This window comes from Kitasatospora sp. NPDC091276 (genome assembly GCF_040684355.1).
Lineage (GTDB): Bacteria > Actinomycetota > Actinomycetes > Streptomycetales > Streptomycetaceae > Kitasatospora.
Genome location: NZ_JBFBFU010000007.1, coordinates 1 through 14,215, shown reverse-complemented (window position 1 = coordinate 14,215; position 14,215 = coordinate 1). Strand labels below are relative to the sequence as shown.

Below are 14,215 nucleotides of genomic sequence, written 5' to 3'. Positions count from 1 at the left end.
GCCCCACCGGGACCGGCCCCCGCCCTCCTCGCGCGCTCAGGCGTCGATCTGGGCCCGCCACTCGGCGACCTTCGCCGCGTCCACCGGCGTCCGCCAGCCGTCGACCCGCACCGCGCCGCCGACGTGGAAGCCGTCGAAGCCCTCGGCCCGCAGCCCCTTCAGGTGTTCGGCCCGCAGGCCGCCGCCGATCAGGATCCGCTGCCCGTACCCGGGCTCGCCCGCGCGGGCCAGCTCCGCCAGGAGCACCTCGTACCCGGCGTCGACGCCGGCGGGCGCGCCCGAGGTGAGGAAGGTGTCCAGCCCGGGCAGCGCGCCGACGGCGGACCGCAGGGCGGCCCGGTCGGTGCTGTGGTCGATCGCCCGGTGGAAGGTCCAGCGGCAGCCGGCCACCGCCTCGGCGACGGCGGCGGTGGCGGCCAGGTCGACGGCGCCGTCGGCGTGGAGGAAGCCGAAGACGAACTCCTCGGCGCCCTCGGCCCGCAACGCGGCGGCCCGGGCGGCCAGTTCGTCCAGGTCGCCGGGCGCGAAGCCGTCCCGGATCCGGAGCATGACGCGCAGCGGGATGTCGACGGCGGCCCGGATCCGGGCGAAGTCCTCGACGGACGGGGTGAGCCCGTCCGCGGCCATGTCGGTGACCAGTTCGAGCCGGTCGGCGCCGCCCGACTCGGCAGCCTGGGCGTCCTGGGGCGTCAGCGCGATGACTTCGAAAATTGGTCTAGACATATCAGTAGGTTGCCACATCCGGCCGGGCCCGGCGAGCACTTCGCCCCGCCCCCCCGGGTCACGCCAGGCTGCGCCCCTTCCCGGAGTCCCCGCCGAACCATCCGCCGAACCGTCCGCCGGGCCCGTCGCCGGCCCCGATCCGGCGCATCGCCACCGCGGCCGCCACCAGGAGCAGCAGCACCGGCGCCGCCATCGGCAGCACGTGCCAGAACCCGCGGCCCTCGCGCCAGATGTTGAACAGGCCCGCGAACATCGTCAGCGACAGCACCGCGACCCCGACGGCCGCCGGCAGCACCCGGCCGCGCAGCGCGGTGAAGGTCAGCAGCAGCGGCCCGATCAGCAGCGCCGCGAACCACTGCATGTCCAGCGGGAAGGTGGAGTCGCCCCAGTGCTGGAGCGCCACCAGCAGCCCGCCCCCGAGGACCGAGGCCAGCGCCAGCCCGCCGGAACGCCAGGAGGCCCTGGGCAGCAACTCCGTCGGCGCCGCGGCCAGCAGCAGCGCCCCCAGCACGAACGGCATGGTGGCCACGCTGCTGTCCCCCACCCCCCAGAGGTCGAATTCCGGCGGCAGCACGACGGCCTGCGCCAGCACGAACAGCGCGGAGACGGCCTGGAGCAGCGAGATGACCCGCACCGCCGTCCAGCGCCCCGTCACGACGGCCACCGCGAGCAGCAGCGCGATCACCGGCGGCGCGATGGTCAGCGCGTACGTGGTGTACGAGGGGTCCCAGGTCAGCCGGCGGGCGGCCCGCTCCGCATCGCTCACCCACGGCACCAGCGCCGCACCGGCCAGCGCCCCGGCGACCATCGGCGCGGCCAGCGCGAGCACCCGCCCGGCCAGCGAGGAGCCGGTCAGCCCGAGCCGCACCCGCAGCCCGTACGCGGCCAGGTCGAACGCCTCACGGGCGACGGCCGAGCGGCCCGCCTCCGCCGTGGTGTCGGCGAACACCGCGGCCAGTTCCTCGCCGCGCTCCCGACGGTAGCGGGGCGGGTAGAACTGCAACGCCGCCCGCAGCGCGGCCGAAGGCGCCCCCATCGTCGGTGTGGTCATCGTCATGCGAAGAACCCCCTCATCGTCGACTTCCCCTCCGGCTCCGGCTTGCCCTGGAGCGCCGACCAGACGTTCGCGAGACGGCGCTCCGCCTCGGTGGCGACGGCCCGCAGCCGCTCCGCCTCGGAGGCCAGCGCCTCCCGGCCGACGCTGGTCAGCGCGTAGCTGCGCCGCGCCCGCCCGTCCACGACCTCCTCCGCGGCGACCTCGATCAGCCCCTGCTGGAGCAGCCGGTCGAGGGCGCCGTACAGGGTGCCGGTGCGCATCTTGACCCGGCCCTCGGAGATGGCGGCGATCTCCTGGATGAGGGCGTAGCCGTGTCTCGGGGCGTCCGCCAGAGCGGTGAGCAGCAGCAGCGTCGGCTCCTGCATCGAGCGTTCAGTCATACGACTACATATATCGTCAACCTACCTATAGGTCCAGTACTCCCGCCGCCCGGTCCACGACGCGGACCACGAGCGGGCTGGGAACGGCCCAGGAGCGGGACAGGAGCAGGCTGGGAACGGACCACGAGCGGGCTTTAGGAGAGCTCCCCCACCGGTGCGACCACCGCGCCCTGCTTGCCGCACACCCAGTGCGGCTCCGGCCCCAGCTCCGGCTCCACGCCGAGCGCGTGCGGGTCCCCGTCGGCGGCGCAGGCGGTGCACAGCGGCCAGCGCCCGTACGCCTCCAGCAGCGCGTCCTGGACGTCCTGGGCGACCAGCCCGAGCACGTACCCGGTGCCGTCCGGCCACTGCTCCAGCCACCAGCGGCGGTGCGTCACGGCCTGCTCCACCAGGGAGACGACGGCGGCGTCCGCCACGTCCCGCGCGGTGAGGTCGGCCAGGATCAGCGCCCGCGCGTTGTGCAGCGCGGTCTCGATGTCGTCGGAAGCCATCTGTCCATTCTCCGGTAGAACGCCGTGTGGGCGGCCCCCCGAAGGGGACCGCCCACACGATCGGGAACCAGCCGATCCGATCGGTGCGATCAGGATCAGAAGTCCATGTCACCGCCCGGCATGCCGCCGCCGGCGGCCGCAGCGGCCTTCTCCGGCTTGTCGGCGATGACGGCCTCGGTGGTGAGGAACAGCGCCGCGATGGAGGCGGCGTTCTGCAGCGCGGAGCGGGTCACCTTGGCCGGGTCGATGATGCCCTCGGCGATCAGGTCGACGTAGGTGTTGGTGGCCGCGTTCAGGCCGTGACCGGCGGGGAGGTTGCGCACCTTCTCCACCACGACGCCACCCTCCAGGCCGGCGTTGGTCGCGATCTGCTTGATCGGGGCCTCCAGCGCGACCTTGACGATGTTGGCACCGGTGGCCTCGTCGCCCTCCAGCTCCAGCTTGTCGAAGGCGACCGAGGCCTGGAGCAGCGCGACGCCGCCACCGGCGACGATGCCCTCCTCGACGGCGGCCTTCGCGTTGCGGACGGCGTCCTCGATGCGGTGCTTGCGCTCCTTGAGCTCCACCTCGGTGGCCGCGCCGGCCTTGATGACGGCCACGCCGCCGGCCAGCTTGGCGAGGCGCTCCTGGAGCTTCTCGCGGTCGTAGTCCGAGTCGCTGTTCTCGATCTCGGCGCGGATCTGGTTCACGCGGCCGGCGACCTGCTCGCTGTCACCGCCACCGTCGACGATGGTGGTCTCGTCCTTGGTGATGACCACCTTGCGGGCGGTGCCCAGCAGGTCGATGCCGGCGTTCTCCAGCTTGAGGCCGACCTCCTCGGAGATCACGGTGCCACCGGTGAGGATGGCGATGTCGCCGAGCATGGCCTTGCGGCGGTCGCCGAAGCCCGGGGCCTTGACGGCGACGGACTTGAAGGTGCCGCGGATCTTGTTCACGACCAGGGTCGACAGGGCCTCGCCCTCGACGTCCTCGGCGATGATGACGAGCGGCTTGCCGCTCTGCATGACCTTCTCCAGCAGCGGCAGCAGGTCCTTGACCGAGCCGATCTTGGAGTTGGCGATGAGGATGTAGGGGTCCTCGAAGGTCGCCTCCATGCGCTCCAGGTCGGTCGCGAAGTAGGCGGAGATGTAGCCCTTGTCGAAGCGCATGCCCTCGGTGAGCTCGAGCTCCAGACCGAAGGTGTTGCTCTCCTCGACGGTGATGACGCCTTCCTTGCCGACCTTGTCCATGGCCTCGGCGATGAGCTCGCCGATCTGGGTGTCGGCGGCCGAGATGGAGGCGGTGGAGGCGATCTGCTCCTTGGTCTCCACGTCCTTGGCCTGGGCCAGCAGCTGGTCGGAGACGGCGGCGACGGCCTTCTCGATGCCGCGCTTCAGGGCCATCGGGTTGGCGCCGGCGGCGACGTTGCGCAGACCCTCGCGAACCAGGGCCTGGGCGAGCACGGTGGCGGTGGTGGTGCCGTCACCCGCGACGTCGTCGGTCTTCTTGGCGACCTCCTTGACGAGCTCCGCGCCGATCTTCTCGTAGGGGTCCTCGAGCTCGATCTCCTTGGCGATGGAGACACCGTCGTTGGTGATCGTGGGGGCGCCCCACTTCTTCTCCAGCACGACGTTGCGACCCTTGGGGCCGAGCGTGACCTTCACTGCGTCGGCGAGCTGGTTCATGCCACGCTCAAGGCCGCGGCGAGCTTCCTCATCAAAGGCGATGATCTTGGCCATCAGAAGTGGTCCTCCGGGACACGGTCGACTGCTCGGACCAAGGGGTGCCCGCGACGGACGGCCCTGGTGTGCGGGGGTCCTTTCCCCTACCGCTCCCGGGGGCCTCACCGACCCGGTCCGCTGTCACTCTCACGCTGTGAGTGCTAACGCCAATAATTAGCACTCGGGGTGGTCGAGTGCAAGCCCAATCGCGATCCCGCGAGCCGCCCGGGGCGCTCCCGCCGACCCGCGCAACTCCCCGCCGGGGAACGCCGACGGGCCCGTACGACGCGTGTCGCACGGGCCCGTCGAGAAGCGAGTGGTCACCAGCCGTGGGCCGCGCCGAGCTCCTGGGGTCGGAAGGGGGTCACACCGCGGCGCGGACCATGTCCGCCTGCGGGCCCTTCTGTCCCTGGGAGATCTCGAACTCGACCCGCTGGCCCTCCTCGAGGGTGCGGTAGCCGTCCATCTGGATCGCGCTGTAGTGGACGAAGACGTCCGCACCACCGTCGACCGCGATGAAGCCGTAGCCCTTCTCCGCGTTGAACCACTTGACGGTGCCCTGAGCCATTCCGAACTCCCCTAGTGCTGTGCTGGCCCTTCACGCGCCCGCAGGTCGCGGGCCCGGGTCTGGTTTGAAGGCCGGCCCGGGGAACCCCCCCTGGGCGCAGCCGTGCACGCCGCAACCCTCCGCCGGGGGTGCCTGACGGCGCCCTGTGAGCGGGTGATTACGTCGACCGCGGCTGAATGTATCCGGATCGACGCCCTCTGCAACAGGGTCAGCTGCGGGGAATTCCGGCACCGCGCCAAGGGGCAGGACGGGCCAAAGCGGGAGGAATTCGGCATTTCACGCCGGACATAGCGGACGGATTACTACAAATCCCCGCAGGAATTCTGACATCTGCCTGACATGTTTCACGGCCCAGGCACCCGACCGGTCTCAGCGGCCGGACGACCGTCCGGCGATTCGCGGGTGATTCGCGGGTGAGGATGAGGGGAAGCCCTGTTCCCAACCGAGCCACACTCTACTCCGACTTGACCCCGCCATATTCCCGCCGAAATGCGGCCGGCCGCCCGTGCGTACGGAGAACGGAATTCCGTACGCGCGGACGGCCGGTCGGACGAGCGGCTCGGGCGGGGTGCCCGGATCGGGGCGCGGCTCAGCAGCCGCCGGCCACCGCCGGGATGATCGAGACGCTGGCGCCGTCCGCGATCCCGGTCGCCAGGCCCTCGGCGAAGCGCACGTCGTCGTCGTTCACGTAGACGTTGACGAAGCGGCGCAGCTTGCCGGCGTCGTCCAGGATGCGGGCGGCGATCCCCGCGTGGTTCTTCTCCAGGTCGGCGATGACCTCGCCCAGGGTGGCGCCCTCGGCGGCCACCTCGGCGGCGCCGCCGGTGTAGGTGCGCAGGATGGTGGGGATACGGACGTTGGCGCTCATGGTTCTCCTAGCGGACAGGGCCCAGCGGGGTGGGGGGTGTTCAGGCGGACGCGAGGCCGGCGTCGTGGAAGGACGCCAGGGTCGGGCGGATGACGGCGGTCATCCCGGCCCCGGCGACGGCGTCCAGGGTCTTCAGGCCGTCGCCGGTGTTGATCGCGACGGTCTCCTTGGCCGGGTCCAGCTGGCCGGTCTCCACCAGCTTCTTCAGCACGCCGACGGTCACCCCGCCCGCGGTCTCGGCGAAGACGCCCTCGGTCCGGGCCAGCAACCGGATCGCGTCCACCACCTCGGCGTCGGTGACGTCCTCGACCGCGCCGCCGGTGCGCCGGGCGATGTCCAGCACGTACGGGCCGTCCGCCGGGTTGCCGATCGCCAGCGACTTGGCGATGGTGTCCGGCTTGACCGGGCGGATCACGTCCTGGCCGGCCTTGAACGCCGCCGACACCGGGGAGCAGCCCGCCGCCTGGGCGCCGAAGACCTTGTACGGCCGGTCCTCGACCAGGCCGAGCCTGATCAGCTCCTGCAGCCCCTTGTCGATCTTGGTCAGCTGGGAGCCGGAGGCGATCGGGATGACGATCTGCTCCGGCAGCCGCCAGCCGAGCTGCTCGCAGATCTCGTACGCCAGCGTCTTGGAGCCCTCGCCGTAGTACGGGCGCAGGTTGACGTTGACGAAGCCCCAGCCCTCGCCGGCCGGGTCGCCGATCAGCTCCGAGCAGAAGCGGTTCACGTCGTCGTAGTTGCCCTCGATGCCGACCAGCTCGCCGCCGTACACCCCGGCCATGACGACCTTGCCCTGCTCCAGGTCGTGCGGGATGAACACGCAGGACTTGAAGCCGGCCCGGGCGGCCGCCGCGCCCACCGCGCCGGCCAGGTTGCCGGTGGAGGAGCAGGAGAGCGTCGTGAAGCCGAAGGCCCGCGCGGCCTCGATGGCGCAGGCCACCACGCGGTCCTTGAACGAGTGGGTCGGGTTGCCCGAGTCGTCCTTGATGTGCAGCTGCGCGGTGAAGCCCAGCTCGCGGCCCAGGTTGTCCGCCTTGACCAGCGGGGTCCAGCCGGGGTTCAGGTTGGGCTTGGTGGCGACGTCGGCCGGGACGGGCAGCAGCGGCGCGTAGCGCCAGATCGAGCTCGGGCCGGCCTCGATCCGGCGGCGCAGCGCCTCGGCGTCCTCGCTGCCGAAGTCGTACGCGATCTCCAGCGGGCCGAAGCACTCCAGGCAGGCGAAGCTCGGACCGAGCGGGAAGCGGGTGCCGCACTCCCGACAGGACAGCGCGGTGGCGGGGCCGAGGTCCACGGATGCGGGTGCGACAGTGTCGATAGCCATGATGGCGGAGGCCTCTCTCCTCATCTTCCCCGTGGCACGGTCGCGCCACAGGCCGGAATTGGCACCTGTCCCGCCGGGGCCTGTCGACAGACAGCCGCGCGAGAAGGTTGCCGGGACGTCAACGGGCCGTTCCCTCAGTCCCTCTGGATGAGCTTGTGAAATTGTGGTGGTGCTCAACGGCGACCCCGGCGTGCAAAGGTCCGGCCGCTGTACGAAGACTGTATCCGAAGGCGTCAACCCCGAACGGGATCGTCCGCCACGCGAGATGGCGCGTCCCACCGACCCCGCCGAGGAGAGTCCCGTGCCCGCCGAACCGACCCCCGCGCTGCTCCCGCAGGCGGCGTCCTGGCTGCGCCGCCGCTCGTGGAGCGCGGTCGACCGGCCGGTGCACTCCCTGCTGGAGGCCAAGCGCCGGACCGGCCACACGGTCAGCGTGGTGCTGCCCGCGCTGGACGAGGAGGCCACCGTCGGCGACATCGTCCGCACCATCCGCCGCGAGCTGATGGAGCGCCTCCCGCTGGTCGACGAACTCGTCGTGGTCGACTCCGGCTCGGCCGACGCCACCGCCGCCGTCGCCGCCCGGGCCGGCGCCCGGGTGGAGTACCGCGACGCGATCCTGCCCCGGCTGCCCGCCGTCCCCGGCAAGGGCGAGGTGCTCTGGCGCTCGCTGCTGGTCACCCGCGGCGACATCATCTGCTTCGTCGACGCCGACCTGCGCGAGTTCGACCCGGCCTTCGTCTCCGGCATCCTCGGCCCGCTGCTGACCGAACCGGACATCCAGCTGGTCAAGGCCATGTACGACCGGCCGCTGGAGACCGAGGGCGCGGTGGTCCCGGCCGGCGGCGGCCGGGTCACCGAACTGGTCGCCCGCCCGCTGCTCAACCTGCACTGGCCGGAACTCGCCGGTTTCGTCCAGCCGCTCGGCGGCGAGTACGCGGCCCGCCGCGCGCTGCTCGAACGGCTCCCCTTCCCCACCGGCTACGGCGTCGAACTCGGCCTGCTGGTCGACGCGCTGGAGACGGTCGGGCTGGACGCCCTGGCCCAGGTGGACGTCGGCGTCCGGCACCACCGGCACCAGGACGGCCAGGCCCTCGGCCGGATGGCCGCCACCATCTACCGCACCGCCCTCGAACGCCTCGACCGCACCCACCGGCTGAAGGCCTCGGCCGACCTGGTCCACCCGCTGCTGACCCAGTTCACCCGCGACCCGCAGAGCCGGGAGTTCACCGCCCACACCCACCCGGTGACCGCCCTGGAACGCCCGCCCATGCACACCGTGCCCGAGTACGCGACCCGACACTGAACACCCACCGAAAGGGTTTGCCGCTCCGGAGCCCCGGCAACGTACCAACCATGGGCGATCTCACGACCGAACGTTCGAGTGCGACCGGCACCGCCCCCGTCCTGGTGGCCTCCAATCGGGGACCGGTGTCGTTCAGCACCGCGGACGACGGCACGCTGACCCTCCGCCGCGGCGGCGGAGGCCTGGTCTCCGGCCTCTCCGCCATCGACGACCCCGACGCCGTCTGGGTCTGCGCCGCCCTCGGCGCGGCCGACCGGCAGGCCGCCAGAGGGGCCCCGGACGGCCGCCTCGACCTCGCCGGGCACGACGTGGGCGGCCAGGCCGTCCGCATGCTGGACATCGATCCCGACACCTTCGCCCGCGCCTACAACGGCGTCGCCAACTCCACCCTCTGGTTCGTCCACCACCTGCTCTACGCCACCCCCACCGCCCCCGCCTTCGACGCCGGGTTCCGCACCGAGTGGGCCGCCTACCGCGCCTACAACGCCGCCTTCGCCGAGGCGCTGGCCGCCGAGGCCGCCCCCGGGGCCGCCGTGCTGGTCCAGGACTACCACCTCTCGCTGACCCCTGCCCTGCTCCGCGCCGCCCGCCCCGACCTGCGGATCGGCCACTTCTCGCACACCCCGTGGGCCCCGCCCGAGTACTTCCGGCTGCTGCCCGACGACGTCGCCGAGGCCGTCCTCACCGGCATCCTGGGCGCCGACCGGGCCGGCTTCCTGACCCGCCGCTGGGCGCTGGCCTTCGCCGACTGCTGCGCCGACCTGCTCGGTGCCGAGGTCGACCGGGACGCCATGACCGTCACCCACGCCGGCCGCACCACCCGGCTCGGCGTGCACGCGCTCGGCGCCGACGCCGACTTCCTGCGCGAGCGCTCCCACCGCCCGGACGTCGACGAACGCCTCGCCGCCCTCCGCGAGGCCGTCGGCGGGCGGCGCACCATCGTCCGGGTCGACCGCACCGAGCTGAGCAAGAACATCGTCCGCGGCCTCCAGGCCTACCGGCACCTGCTGCGCACCCGCCCCGAATGGCACGACCGGGTGGTGCACATCGCCTTCGCCTACCCCTCGCGCACCGACCTCGCCGAGTACCGCGCCTACACCGCGCAGGTCCAACGGCTCGCCGAGGACATCAACGCCGAGTTCGCCACCCCCGCCTGGCAGCCGCTGATCCTGCACGTCGACGACGACTTCCCGCGTTCCCTGGCCGCCTACCGGCTCGCCGACGTGGCCCTGGTCAACCCGATCCGGGACGGCATGAACCTGGTCGCCAAGGAGGTTCCGGTGGTGTCCGACCACGGCTGCGCCCTGGTGCTCTCCCGCGAGGCCGGCGCGCACGCCGAACTCGCCGAGGACGCGCTCACCGTCAACCCGTACGACGTCATCGCCACCGCCGACGCCCTGCACGCCGGCCTCACCATGCCCGATGGGGAGCGCGCCGACCGCACCAAGCGCCTCGCGGCGGCGGCCACCGCGCTGCCCCCGCAGCAGTGGTTCCTCGACCAGCTCAGCGCGCTGTGAACCGGCTCAACGCGCTCTGAGCCCGCTCAACGCGCTGCCGTCCGGCTCAGACCGCGCCGACGGCCGCGCCCAGCGCCGCGAGCAGTTCCACCACGCCGGCCGGGCCCGGGACCACCAGGTCGGCCCGGTCGGCGAGTTCGCGCACCGGCGCGTCCCCCACCGCGCCGCTGCACACCAGCAGCCCCGCCACCCCCTCGCCGCGCAGCTTCTCCACCGCCGCGAAGGCCGCCACGTCCCCCAGGTCGTCCCCCGCGTACAGCACCGAACCTGCCCCGCGCTCGCGCAGGAAACCGGTCAGCGCCGCGCCCTTGTCCACCCCCGGCGGCCGCAGCTCCAGCACCAGCCGCCCGGGCTCCACCACCAGCCCGTGCCCGGCCGCCAGCTCGCCGACCGGCGACCGCAGCAGCTCCAGCGCCTCCTCGGGCGCCGCCGTGCGCCGGGTGTGCACCGCCAGCGAGCGACCCTTGTCCTCCAGCCACGTCCCCTCGGGCGCCCCCGCCGCCGCCAGCAGGCCAGGCAGCGCCGCCCGCGCCCCGGCCACCCCGGGGTGCACCGGCGGCGCGGTCACCTCGCCGCCCTCCCAGCGCTCGGCGCCGTAGTGCCCCAGCACCACGACCCCGGGCAGCCCGTCCAGGCCGCCGTACTCCGCCGCCAGCGCGGCCGGCCGACCCGTCACCACCACCACGGCCCGCACCGCCGGCACCAGCGCCCGCAGCGCGGCCGCCGCCCCCGGATGTGCCCGCGCCCGATCGGGATCCGCCACGATCGGCGCCAGCGTCCCGTCGAAGTCCAGCGCGATCACCGCCTCGCCCGGCGCCGCCAGGATCGCCCGCAGCCCGTCCCGACCGGCAGCCGTGACCGGCGCCCACTTCTCGTCAAAGCCCATGCCCGAGCCCTACCCCGCGGCCCCGTCCCGCTACCGTGCCGCCCGCCGGGCCTCCCGGATCCGGCGCAGCCGGTTCACCAGGACCGGGGCGTGCGCCAGGGCCTCCGGCCGGTCCAGCAGCGCGTTCAGCAGCTGGTAGTACCGGGTGGAGGAGAGCCCCAGCTCCTCCCGGATCGCCCGCTCCTTGGCCCCGGCCGTCCGCCACTGCCGCCCCTCCAGGGCCAGCACCGCCACGTCCCGCTCACTCAGCTCGCCCACCAGGACACCTCCGCCATCACTACGGAGTGTCATTCTCCCGCGTGAGCCGGACACACTGTGCGCCCTCCGGCACCCGGCCGCCCCGGCTAGCGTCGGCGGTATGACCACGCCCAGCTTCGCCGTGCACATCCCCACCGCCGACCTCGAACCCGATCCGCTCGACCCGGCCCAGATCGTCTCCGGCACCCCGGAGGTCTCCGGACTGGTCCTCGCCGAGTCCCCCGACGGCCGCCAGCTGCGCGGCATCTGGCAGATCACCCCCGGCGTGGTCACCGACGTGGAGGCCGACGAGCTGTTCGTGGTGCTCAGCGGCCGGGCCACCATCGAGGTCGAGGGCGGCCCGACCCTGGAGGTCGGCCCGGGCGACTGCGCCGTGCTGCGCGAGGGCGACCGGACCACCTGGACGGTCCACGAGACGCTCCGCAAGGCCTACGCCATCACGCTCCCCTGACGAGCCCGCCCCTGACGACCCCGCCCCTGGAGGGCGCCCCGGCCCGGGTTCACTTGCGGACCCGGGCCGCCTCCTTGACCGCCGCGTCCTGCAGCCCGGCGAGCGCCTGCTTCGGGTCCCCGGTGACGGCCTGCCCGATCCCGGCCTTGATCCGGTTGCTGACGTCGCCCCAGGCCGGGTCCCCGAACGGGTAGAAGCTGGCGTTGGTCAGCCCGACCGCGAACTGCTTGAGGTCCTCGTGCTTCGGGTCGGACGTCATCTGGTTGAACGCGTCCTGGGTGACCGGCAGCAGGTTGTACTGCTCGTCGAACTTCAGCTGGAACTCGCGGGAGTAGGCGAAGGACAGGAACTTCTTGATCTCGTTCTTGTGCCCGTTGGCCTTGAACGCCATCATCCAGTCCGCGACGCCGAGGCTGCCGGTCTTGCCCACGCCGTCCTTCTTGGGGATCGGCGCCGTCCCGAAGTCGATCTTCCCGGCGGTGGCCATCCGCAGCAGCGTCGGGTGCCCGTTCAGCATCGCGACCTTCCCGGCCGCGAAGTCCTGGAAGACCGGGGTGCGGTTCATCTTGCCCGGGTCCGGATAGGTCAGCCCGGTGGCCACCAGGTTGTTCTTCAGCCAGCTGAAGGTGGCCTGGTTCTGGGCGCTGTCGATGGTGTAGTTGCCGACGTCGTCGGAGAGGCTGCCGCCGCCGCTCAGCGTCCACAGCATGGACTCGGCCGGCGCCTCCTCCGGCCCGAGCGGCAGCCCGTACGGGGTCACGCCCGGCACCTTGGCCTTGATCTTCTCGGCGTCCTGGCGCAGTTCGTTCCAGGTGGCCGGCGGCTGGGTGATGCCGGCCTGGCGGAAGACCGCCTTGTTGTAGAAGAGCACCCGGGAGGAGGAGACGAACGGGATGCCGTACTGGGTGCCGAGCACCTGCCCGGCGTGCGCGAAGGTGTCCAGGAAATTGGCCTGGGTGTCCATCGAGAGCACGTCGGCGGCCGGGTACAGCCGGTCCGCCGCGACCTGGTCGGCGAAGCCGCCGGTCTGCAGCAGGTCGGGGGACTTGCCGGCCGCGATCATGTCGTCGACCTTCTTGCCGATGTCGGTCCAGCTGTCCACCTCGACGTCGACCTTGATGCCGGGGTTGGCGGCCTCGAAGCCGCGCGCGATCTCGTCCCAGTACAGCTTGGAGCTGGTGTCGGCGCTCTCCCCGTAGTCGGCGGCGACCAGCTTGAGGGTGACCGGTCCGTCCTCCTGCCCGCCGCAGGCGCTGACGGCGGTGAGTACCAGTGCTCCGGCCAGCGCGGTGCCGAGGACGCGGGTGGGAACGTGGGCGCGCCTGTTCAACGCGGGTACCGCCTTCAGGGGAGAACTGCGACCGGACGGGGGAATCCGGGAGGGGGGAGGCGCAACACTGCCAAACCCACCCGGCAGTGGTCCACACCACTGCGCCGAGCCCGCCGAGTAGTTATCGAAGTGCGGACGTCATTGCACGATGCGCAACAGAAGGTGAACGGAAGGCGCCTGGCGCAAAGCCGCTCACACTGCCCCCATCTGCGACAAAGCTCACCTACTTTGGACCAGACCAATCCGACAACTGGACTAGACCTCTTCTACCCGACCAAGGGAAACTGTCCTCCGTGAAGCACGTCATCGCACTCGATGTAGGCGGCACCGGCATGAAGGCCGCGCTGCTCGCCCAGGACGGCTCCGTGCTGTTCGAAGCACGCCGACCGACCGGGCGGGAGCACGGCACGGACGCCGTGGTCGCCGCCATCCTCGACTTCGCCGCCGACCTGGCGGACGAGGGCCGGGGCCGCTTCGGCGTCGCCCCGCTCGCGGCCGGCGTCGCCGTCCCCGGCACGATCGACGAGAGGAACGGCATCGCGGTCTACTCGGCCAACCTCGGCTGGCGGGACCTCCCGCTGCGCAAGCTCCTGGGCGAGCGCCTGGCCGGGCCCGACCGCGCCGCCATCCCCGTCGCGCTCGGCCACGACGTGCGCTCGGGCGGCCTGGCCGAGGGCCGGCTCGGCGCCGGCCGGGGCGTCGACCGCTTCCTGTTCATCGCGCTGGGCACCGGCATCGCCGGTGCCATCGGCATCGGCGGCCGGATCGAGGCCGGCGCGCACGGCTACGGCGGCGAGATCGGCCACGTCGTGGTCCGCCCGGGCGGACCGCAGTGCGGCTGCGGCGCCCGCGGCTGCCTGGAGACGCTCGCCTCCGCCTCCGCCGTGTCCCGTGCCTGGGCCGCGGCCAGCGGCGACCCCGACGCCGACGCGGCATCCTGCGCCGCCGCGGTGGACGCCGGGGACGACCGCGCGCTCGCGGTCTGGCAGGGCGCCGTCGACGCCCTCGCCGACGGGATCGTGCTCGCCCAGAGCCTGCTCGACCCGTCCACGGTGATCGTCGGCGGCGGGCTGGCCGAGGCCGGTGACACGCTCTTCGGCCCGCTGCGCACGGCGGTCACCGAGCGCCTGACCTTCCAGATGCCCCCGAAGGTCGTACCCGCCATGCTCAAAGACACCGCCGCGTCCCTGGGCGCGGGCCTGCTCGCCTGGGATCTGCTCTCCATGGAGGTGACCGCGTGACCACCGCGGACCGTGACCGTACCGCACTGGCCGGCGCCCGGCTGGTCCTGCCCGGCGGCGTCGTCGAGGGCGGCCGCCTGGCCGTCGGGGGCGACCGGATCGCCGGCCTCGGAGGCGAGAG

The 14,215-nt window shown here is 72.6% G+C and carries 15 protein-coding genes, 1 pseudogene and 1 riboswitch; of the genes and pseudogenes, 5 read left to right on the top strand and 11 right to left on the bottom strand.

Annotation, left to right across the window (positions count from 1 at the left end):
- Positions 1-36 precede the first annotated feature (36 nt).
- The 8 genes from AB0O19_RS10915 to thrC all read right to left on the bottom strand — a co-directional run bounded on the left by AB0O19_RS10915 (position 37) and on the right by thrC (position 7,108).
- Positions 37-723: a copper homeostasis protein CutC gene (locus tag AB0O19_RS10915; RefSeq protein WP_363619098.1), complete on the bottom strand. Its 687-nt coding sequence runs from the start codon at positions 721-723 to the stop codon at positions 37-39.
- A gap of 58 nt (positions 724-781) precedes the next feature.
- A complete protein-coding gene (locus AB0O19_RS10910; RefSeq protein WP_363619097.1) occupies positions 782-1,780 on the bottom strand; it encodes a hypothetical protein in 999 nt (332 codons plus the stop codon).
- Complete coding sequence (locus AB0O19_RS10905; protein WP_363619096.1) at positions 1,777-2,160, bottom strand: PadR family transcriptional regulator; 384 nt, start codon at positions 2,158-2,160, stop codon at positions 1,777-1,779. The genes AB0O19_RS10910 and AB0O19_RS10905 overlap by 4 nt, the downstream gene beginning before the upstream one ends.
- Before the next feature lie 134 nt (positions 2,161-2,294).
- Entirely contained in the window at positions 2,295-2,651 is a 357-nt protein-coding gene (locus tag AB0O19_RS10900; protein WP_363619095.1) for a hypothetical protein, read from the bottom strand.
- Positions 2,652-2,746: 95 nt separating this feature from the next.
- On the bottom strand, positions 2,747-4,369 hold the full coding sequence (gene groL, locus AB0O19_RS10895) for a chaperonin GroEL (protein ID WP_063348228.1): 1,623 nt from the start codon (positions 4,367-4,369) through the stop codon (positions 2,747-2,749).
- Positions 4,370-4,715: 346 nt separating this feature from the next.
- On the bottom strand, positions 4,716-4,919 hold the full coding sequence (locus AB0O19_RS10890) for a cold-shock protein (protein ID WP_030289665.1): 204 nt from the start codon (positions 4,917-4,919) through the stop codon (positions 4,716-4,718).
- Between the two features lie 589 nt (positions 4,920-5,508).
- A complete protein-coding gene (locus AB0O19_RS10885; protein WP_363584886.1) occupies positions 5,509-5,787 on the bottom strand; it encodes a MoaD/ThiS family protein in 279 nt (92 codons plus the stop codon).
- A gap of 40 nt (positions 5,788-5,827) precedes the next feature.
- Positions 5,828-7,108 (bottom strand): threonine synthase, encoded by a 1,281-nt coding sequence (thrC, locus tag AB0O19_RS10880; RefSeq protein ID WP_363619094.1) that lies wholly within the window; start codon positions 7,106-7,108, stop codon positions 5,828-5,830.
- Between the two features lie 17 nt (positions 7,109-7,125).
- Positions 7,126-7,262: riboswitch (SAM riboswitch) on the bottom strand.
- Positions 7,263-7,409: 147 nt separating this feature from the next.
- On the opposite strand from thrC, the gene AB0O19_RS10875 reads away from it, so the two are divergent.
- Both AB0O19_RS10875 and AB0O19_RS10870 read left to right on the top strand, forming a co-directional pair.
- A complete protein-coding gene (locus AB0O19_RS10875) occupies positions 7,410-8,411 on the top strand; it encodes a glucosyl-3-phosphoglycerate synthase (protein ID WP_363619093.1) in 1,002 nt (333 codons plus the stop codon).
- A gap of 50 nt (positions 8,412-8,461) precedes the next feature.
- Positions 8,462-9,928: a trehalose-6-phosphate synthase gene (locus tag AB0O19_RS10870; RefSeq protein WP_363619092.1), complete on the top strand. Its 1,467-nt coding sequence runs from the start codon at positions 8,462-8,464 to the stop codon at positions 9,926-9,928.
- A gap of 46 nt (positions 9,929-9,974) precedes the next feature.
- Here AB0O19_RS10870 and otsB read toward each other — a convergent pair whose 3' ends face one another.
- Together otsB and AB0O19_RS10860 are read right to left on the bottom strand one after the other, a co-directional pair.
- Positions 9,975-10,814 (bottom strand): trehalose-phosphatase, encoded by an 840-nt coding sequence (gene otsB, locus AB0O19_RS10865; RefSeq protein WP_363619091.1) that lies wholly within the window; start codon positions 10,812-10,814, stop codon positions 9,975-9,977.
- A 30-nt stretch (positions 10,815-10,844) separates the two neighbouring features.
- Entirely contained in the window at positions 10,845-11,105 is a 261-nt protein-coding gene (locus AB0O19_RS10860) for a DUF3263 domain-containing protein (protein ID WP_363584876.1), read from the bottom strand.
- A gap of 67 nt (positions 11,106-11,172) precedes the next feature.
- Here AB0O19_RS10860 and AB0O19_RS10855 point away from each other — a divergent pair, with 67 nt between their 5' ends.
- Positions 11,173-11,523 (top strand): cupin domain-containing protein, encoded by a 351-nt coding sequence (locus tag AB0O19_RS10855; protein ID WP_363584874.1) that lies wholly within the window; start codon positions 11,173-11,175, stop codon positions 11,521-11,523.
- Between the two features lie 49 nt (positions 11,524-11,572).
- On the opposite strand, the gene AB0O19_RS10850 is transcribed toward AB0O19_RS10855, so the two are convergent.
- Positions 11,573-12,853, bottom strand: a complete 1,281-nt coding sequence (locus tag AB0O19_RS10850; protein WP_363619090.1) for an extracellular solute-binding protein — start codon at positions 12,851-12,853, stop codon at positions 11,573-11,575.
- Between the two features lie 293 nt (positions 12,854-13,146).
- Between AB0O19_RS10850 and AB0O19_RS10845 the strand changes: the two genes are divergently transcribed.
- Positions 13,147-14,094 (top strand): ROK family protein, encoded by a 948-nt coding sequence (locus AB0O19_RS10845; protein ID WP_363619089.1) that lies wholly within the window; start codon positions 13,147-13,149, stop codon positions 14,092-14,094.
- Positions 14,091-14,215: pseudogene (locus AB0O19_RS10840) on the top strand (N-acetylglucosamine-6-phosphate deacetylase); the annotation flags it as partial. The gene AB0O19_RS10845 and the pseudogene AB0O19_RS10840, both read left to right, overlap by 4 nt.

Coding starts and splice junctions, on each gene's coding strand:
- AB0O19_RS10910 (WP_363619097.1), bottom strand. CDS start 1,780: ATGACGATGACCACACCGACGATGGGGGCGCCTTCGGCCGCGCTGCGG.
- AB0O19_RS10870 (WP_363619092.1), top strand. CDS start 8,462: ATGGGCGATCTCACGACCGAACGTTCGAGTGCGACCGGCACCGCCCCC.
- AB0O19_RS10915 (WP_363619098.1), bottom strand. CDS start 723: ATGTCTAGACCAATTTTCGAAGTCATCGCGCTGACGCCCCAGGACGCC.
- AB0O19_RS10905 (WP_363619096.1), bottom strand. CDS start 2,160: ATGACTGAACGCTCGATGCAGGAGCCGACGCTGCTGCTGCTCACCGCT.
- AB0O19_RS10855 (WP_363584874.1), top strand. CDS start 11,173: ATGACCACGCCCAGCTTCGCCGTGCACATCCCCACCGCCGACCTCGAA.
- AB0O19_RS10890 (WP_030289665.1), bottom strand. CDS start 4,919: ATGGCTCAGGGCACCGTCAAGTGGTTCAACGCGGAGAAGGGCTACGGC.
- AB0O19_RS10885 (WP_363584886.1), bottom strand. CDS start 5,787: ATGAGCGCCAACGTCCGTATCCCCACCATCCTGCGCACCTACACCGGC.
- AB0O19_RS10860 (WP_363584876.1), bottom strand. CDS start 11,105: ATGACACTCCGTAGTGATGGCGGAGGTGTCCTGGTGGGCGAGCTGAGT.
- AB0O19_RS10900 (WP_363619095.1), bottom strand. CDS start 2,651: ATGGCTTCCGACGACATCGAGACCGCGCTGCACAACGCGCGGGCGCTG.
- groL (WP_063348228.1), bottom strand. CDS start 4,369: ATGGCCAAGATCATCGCCTTTGATGAGGAAGCTCGCCGCGGCCTTGAG.
- otsB (WP_363619091.1), bottom strand. CDS start 10,814: ATGGGCTTTGACGAGAAGTGGGCGCCGGTCACGGCTGCCGGTCGGGAC.
- thrC (WP_363619094.1), bottom strand. CDS start 7,108: ATGGCTATCGACACTGTCGCACCCGCATCCGTGGACCTCGGCCCCGCC.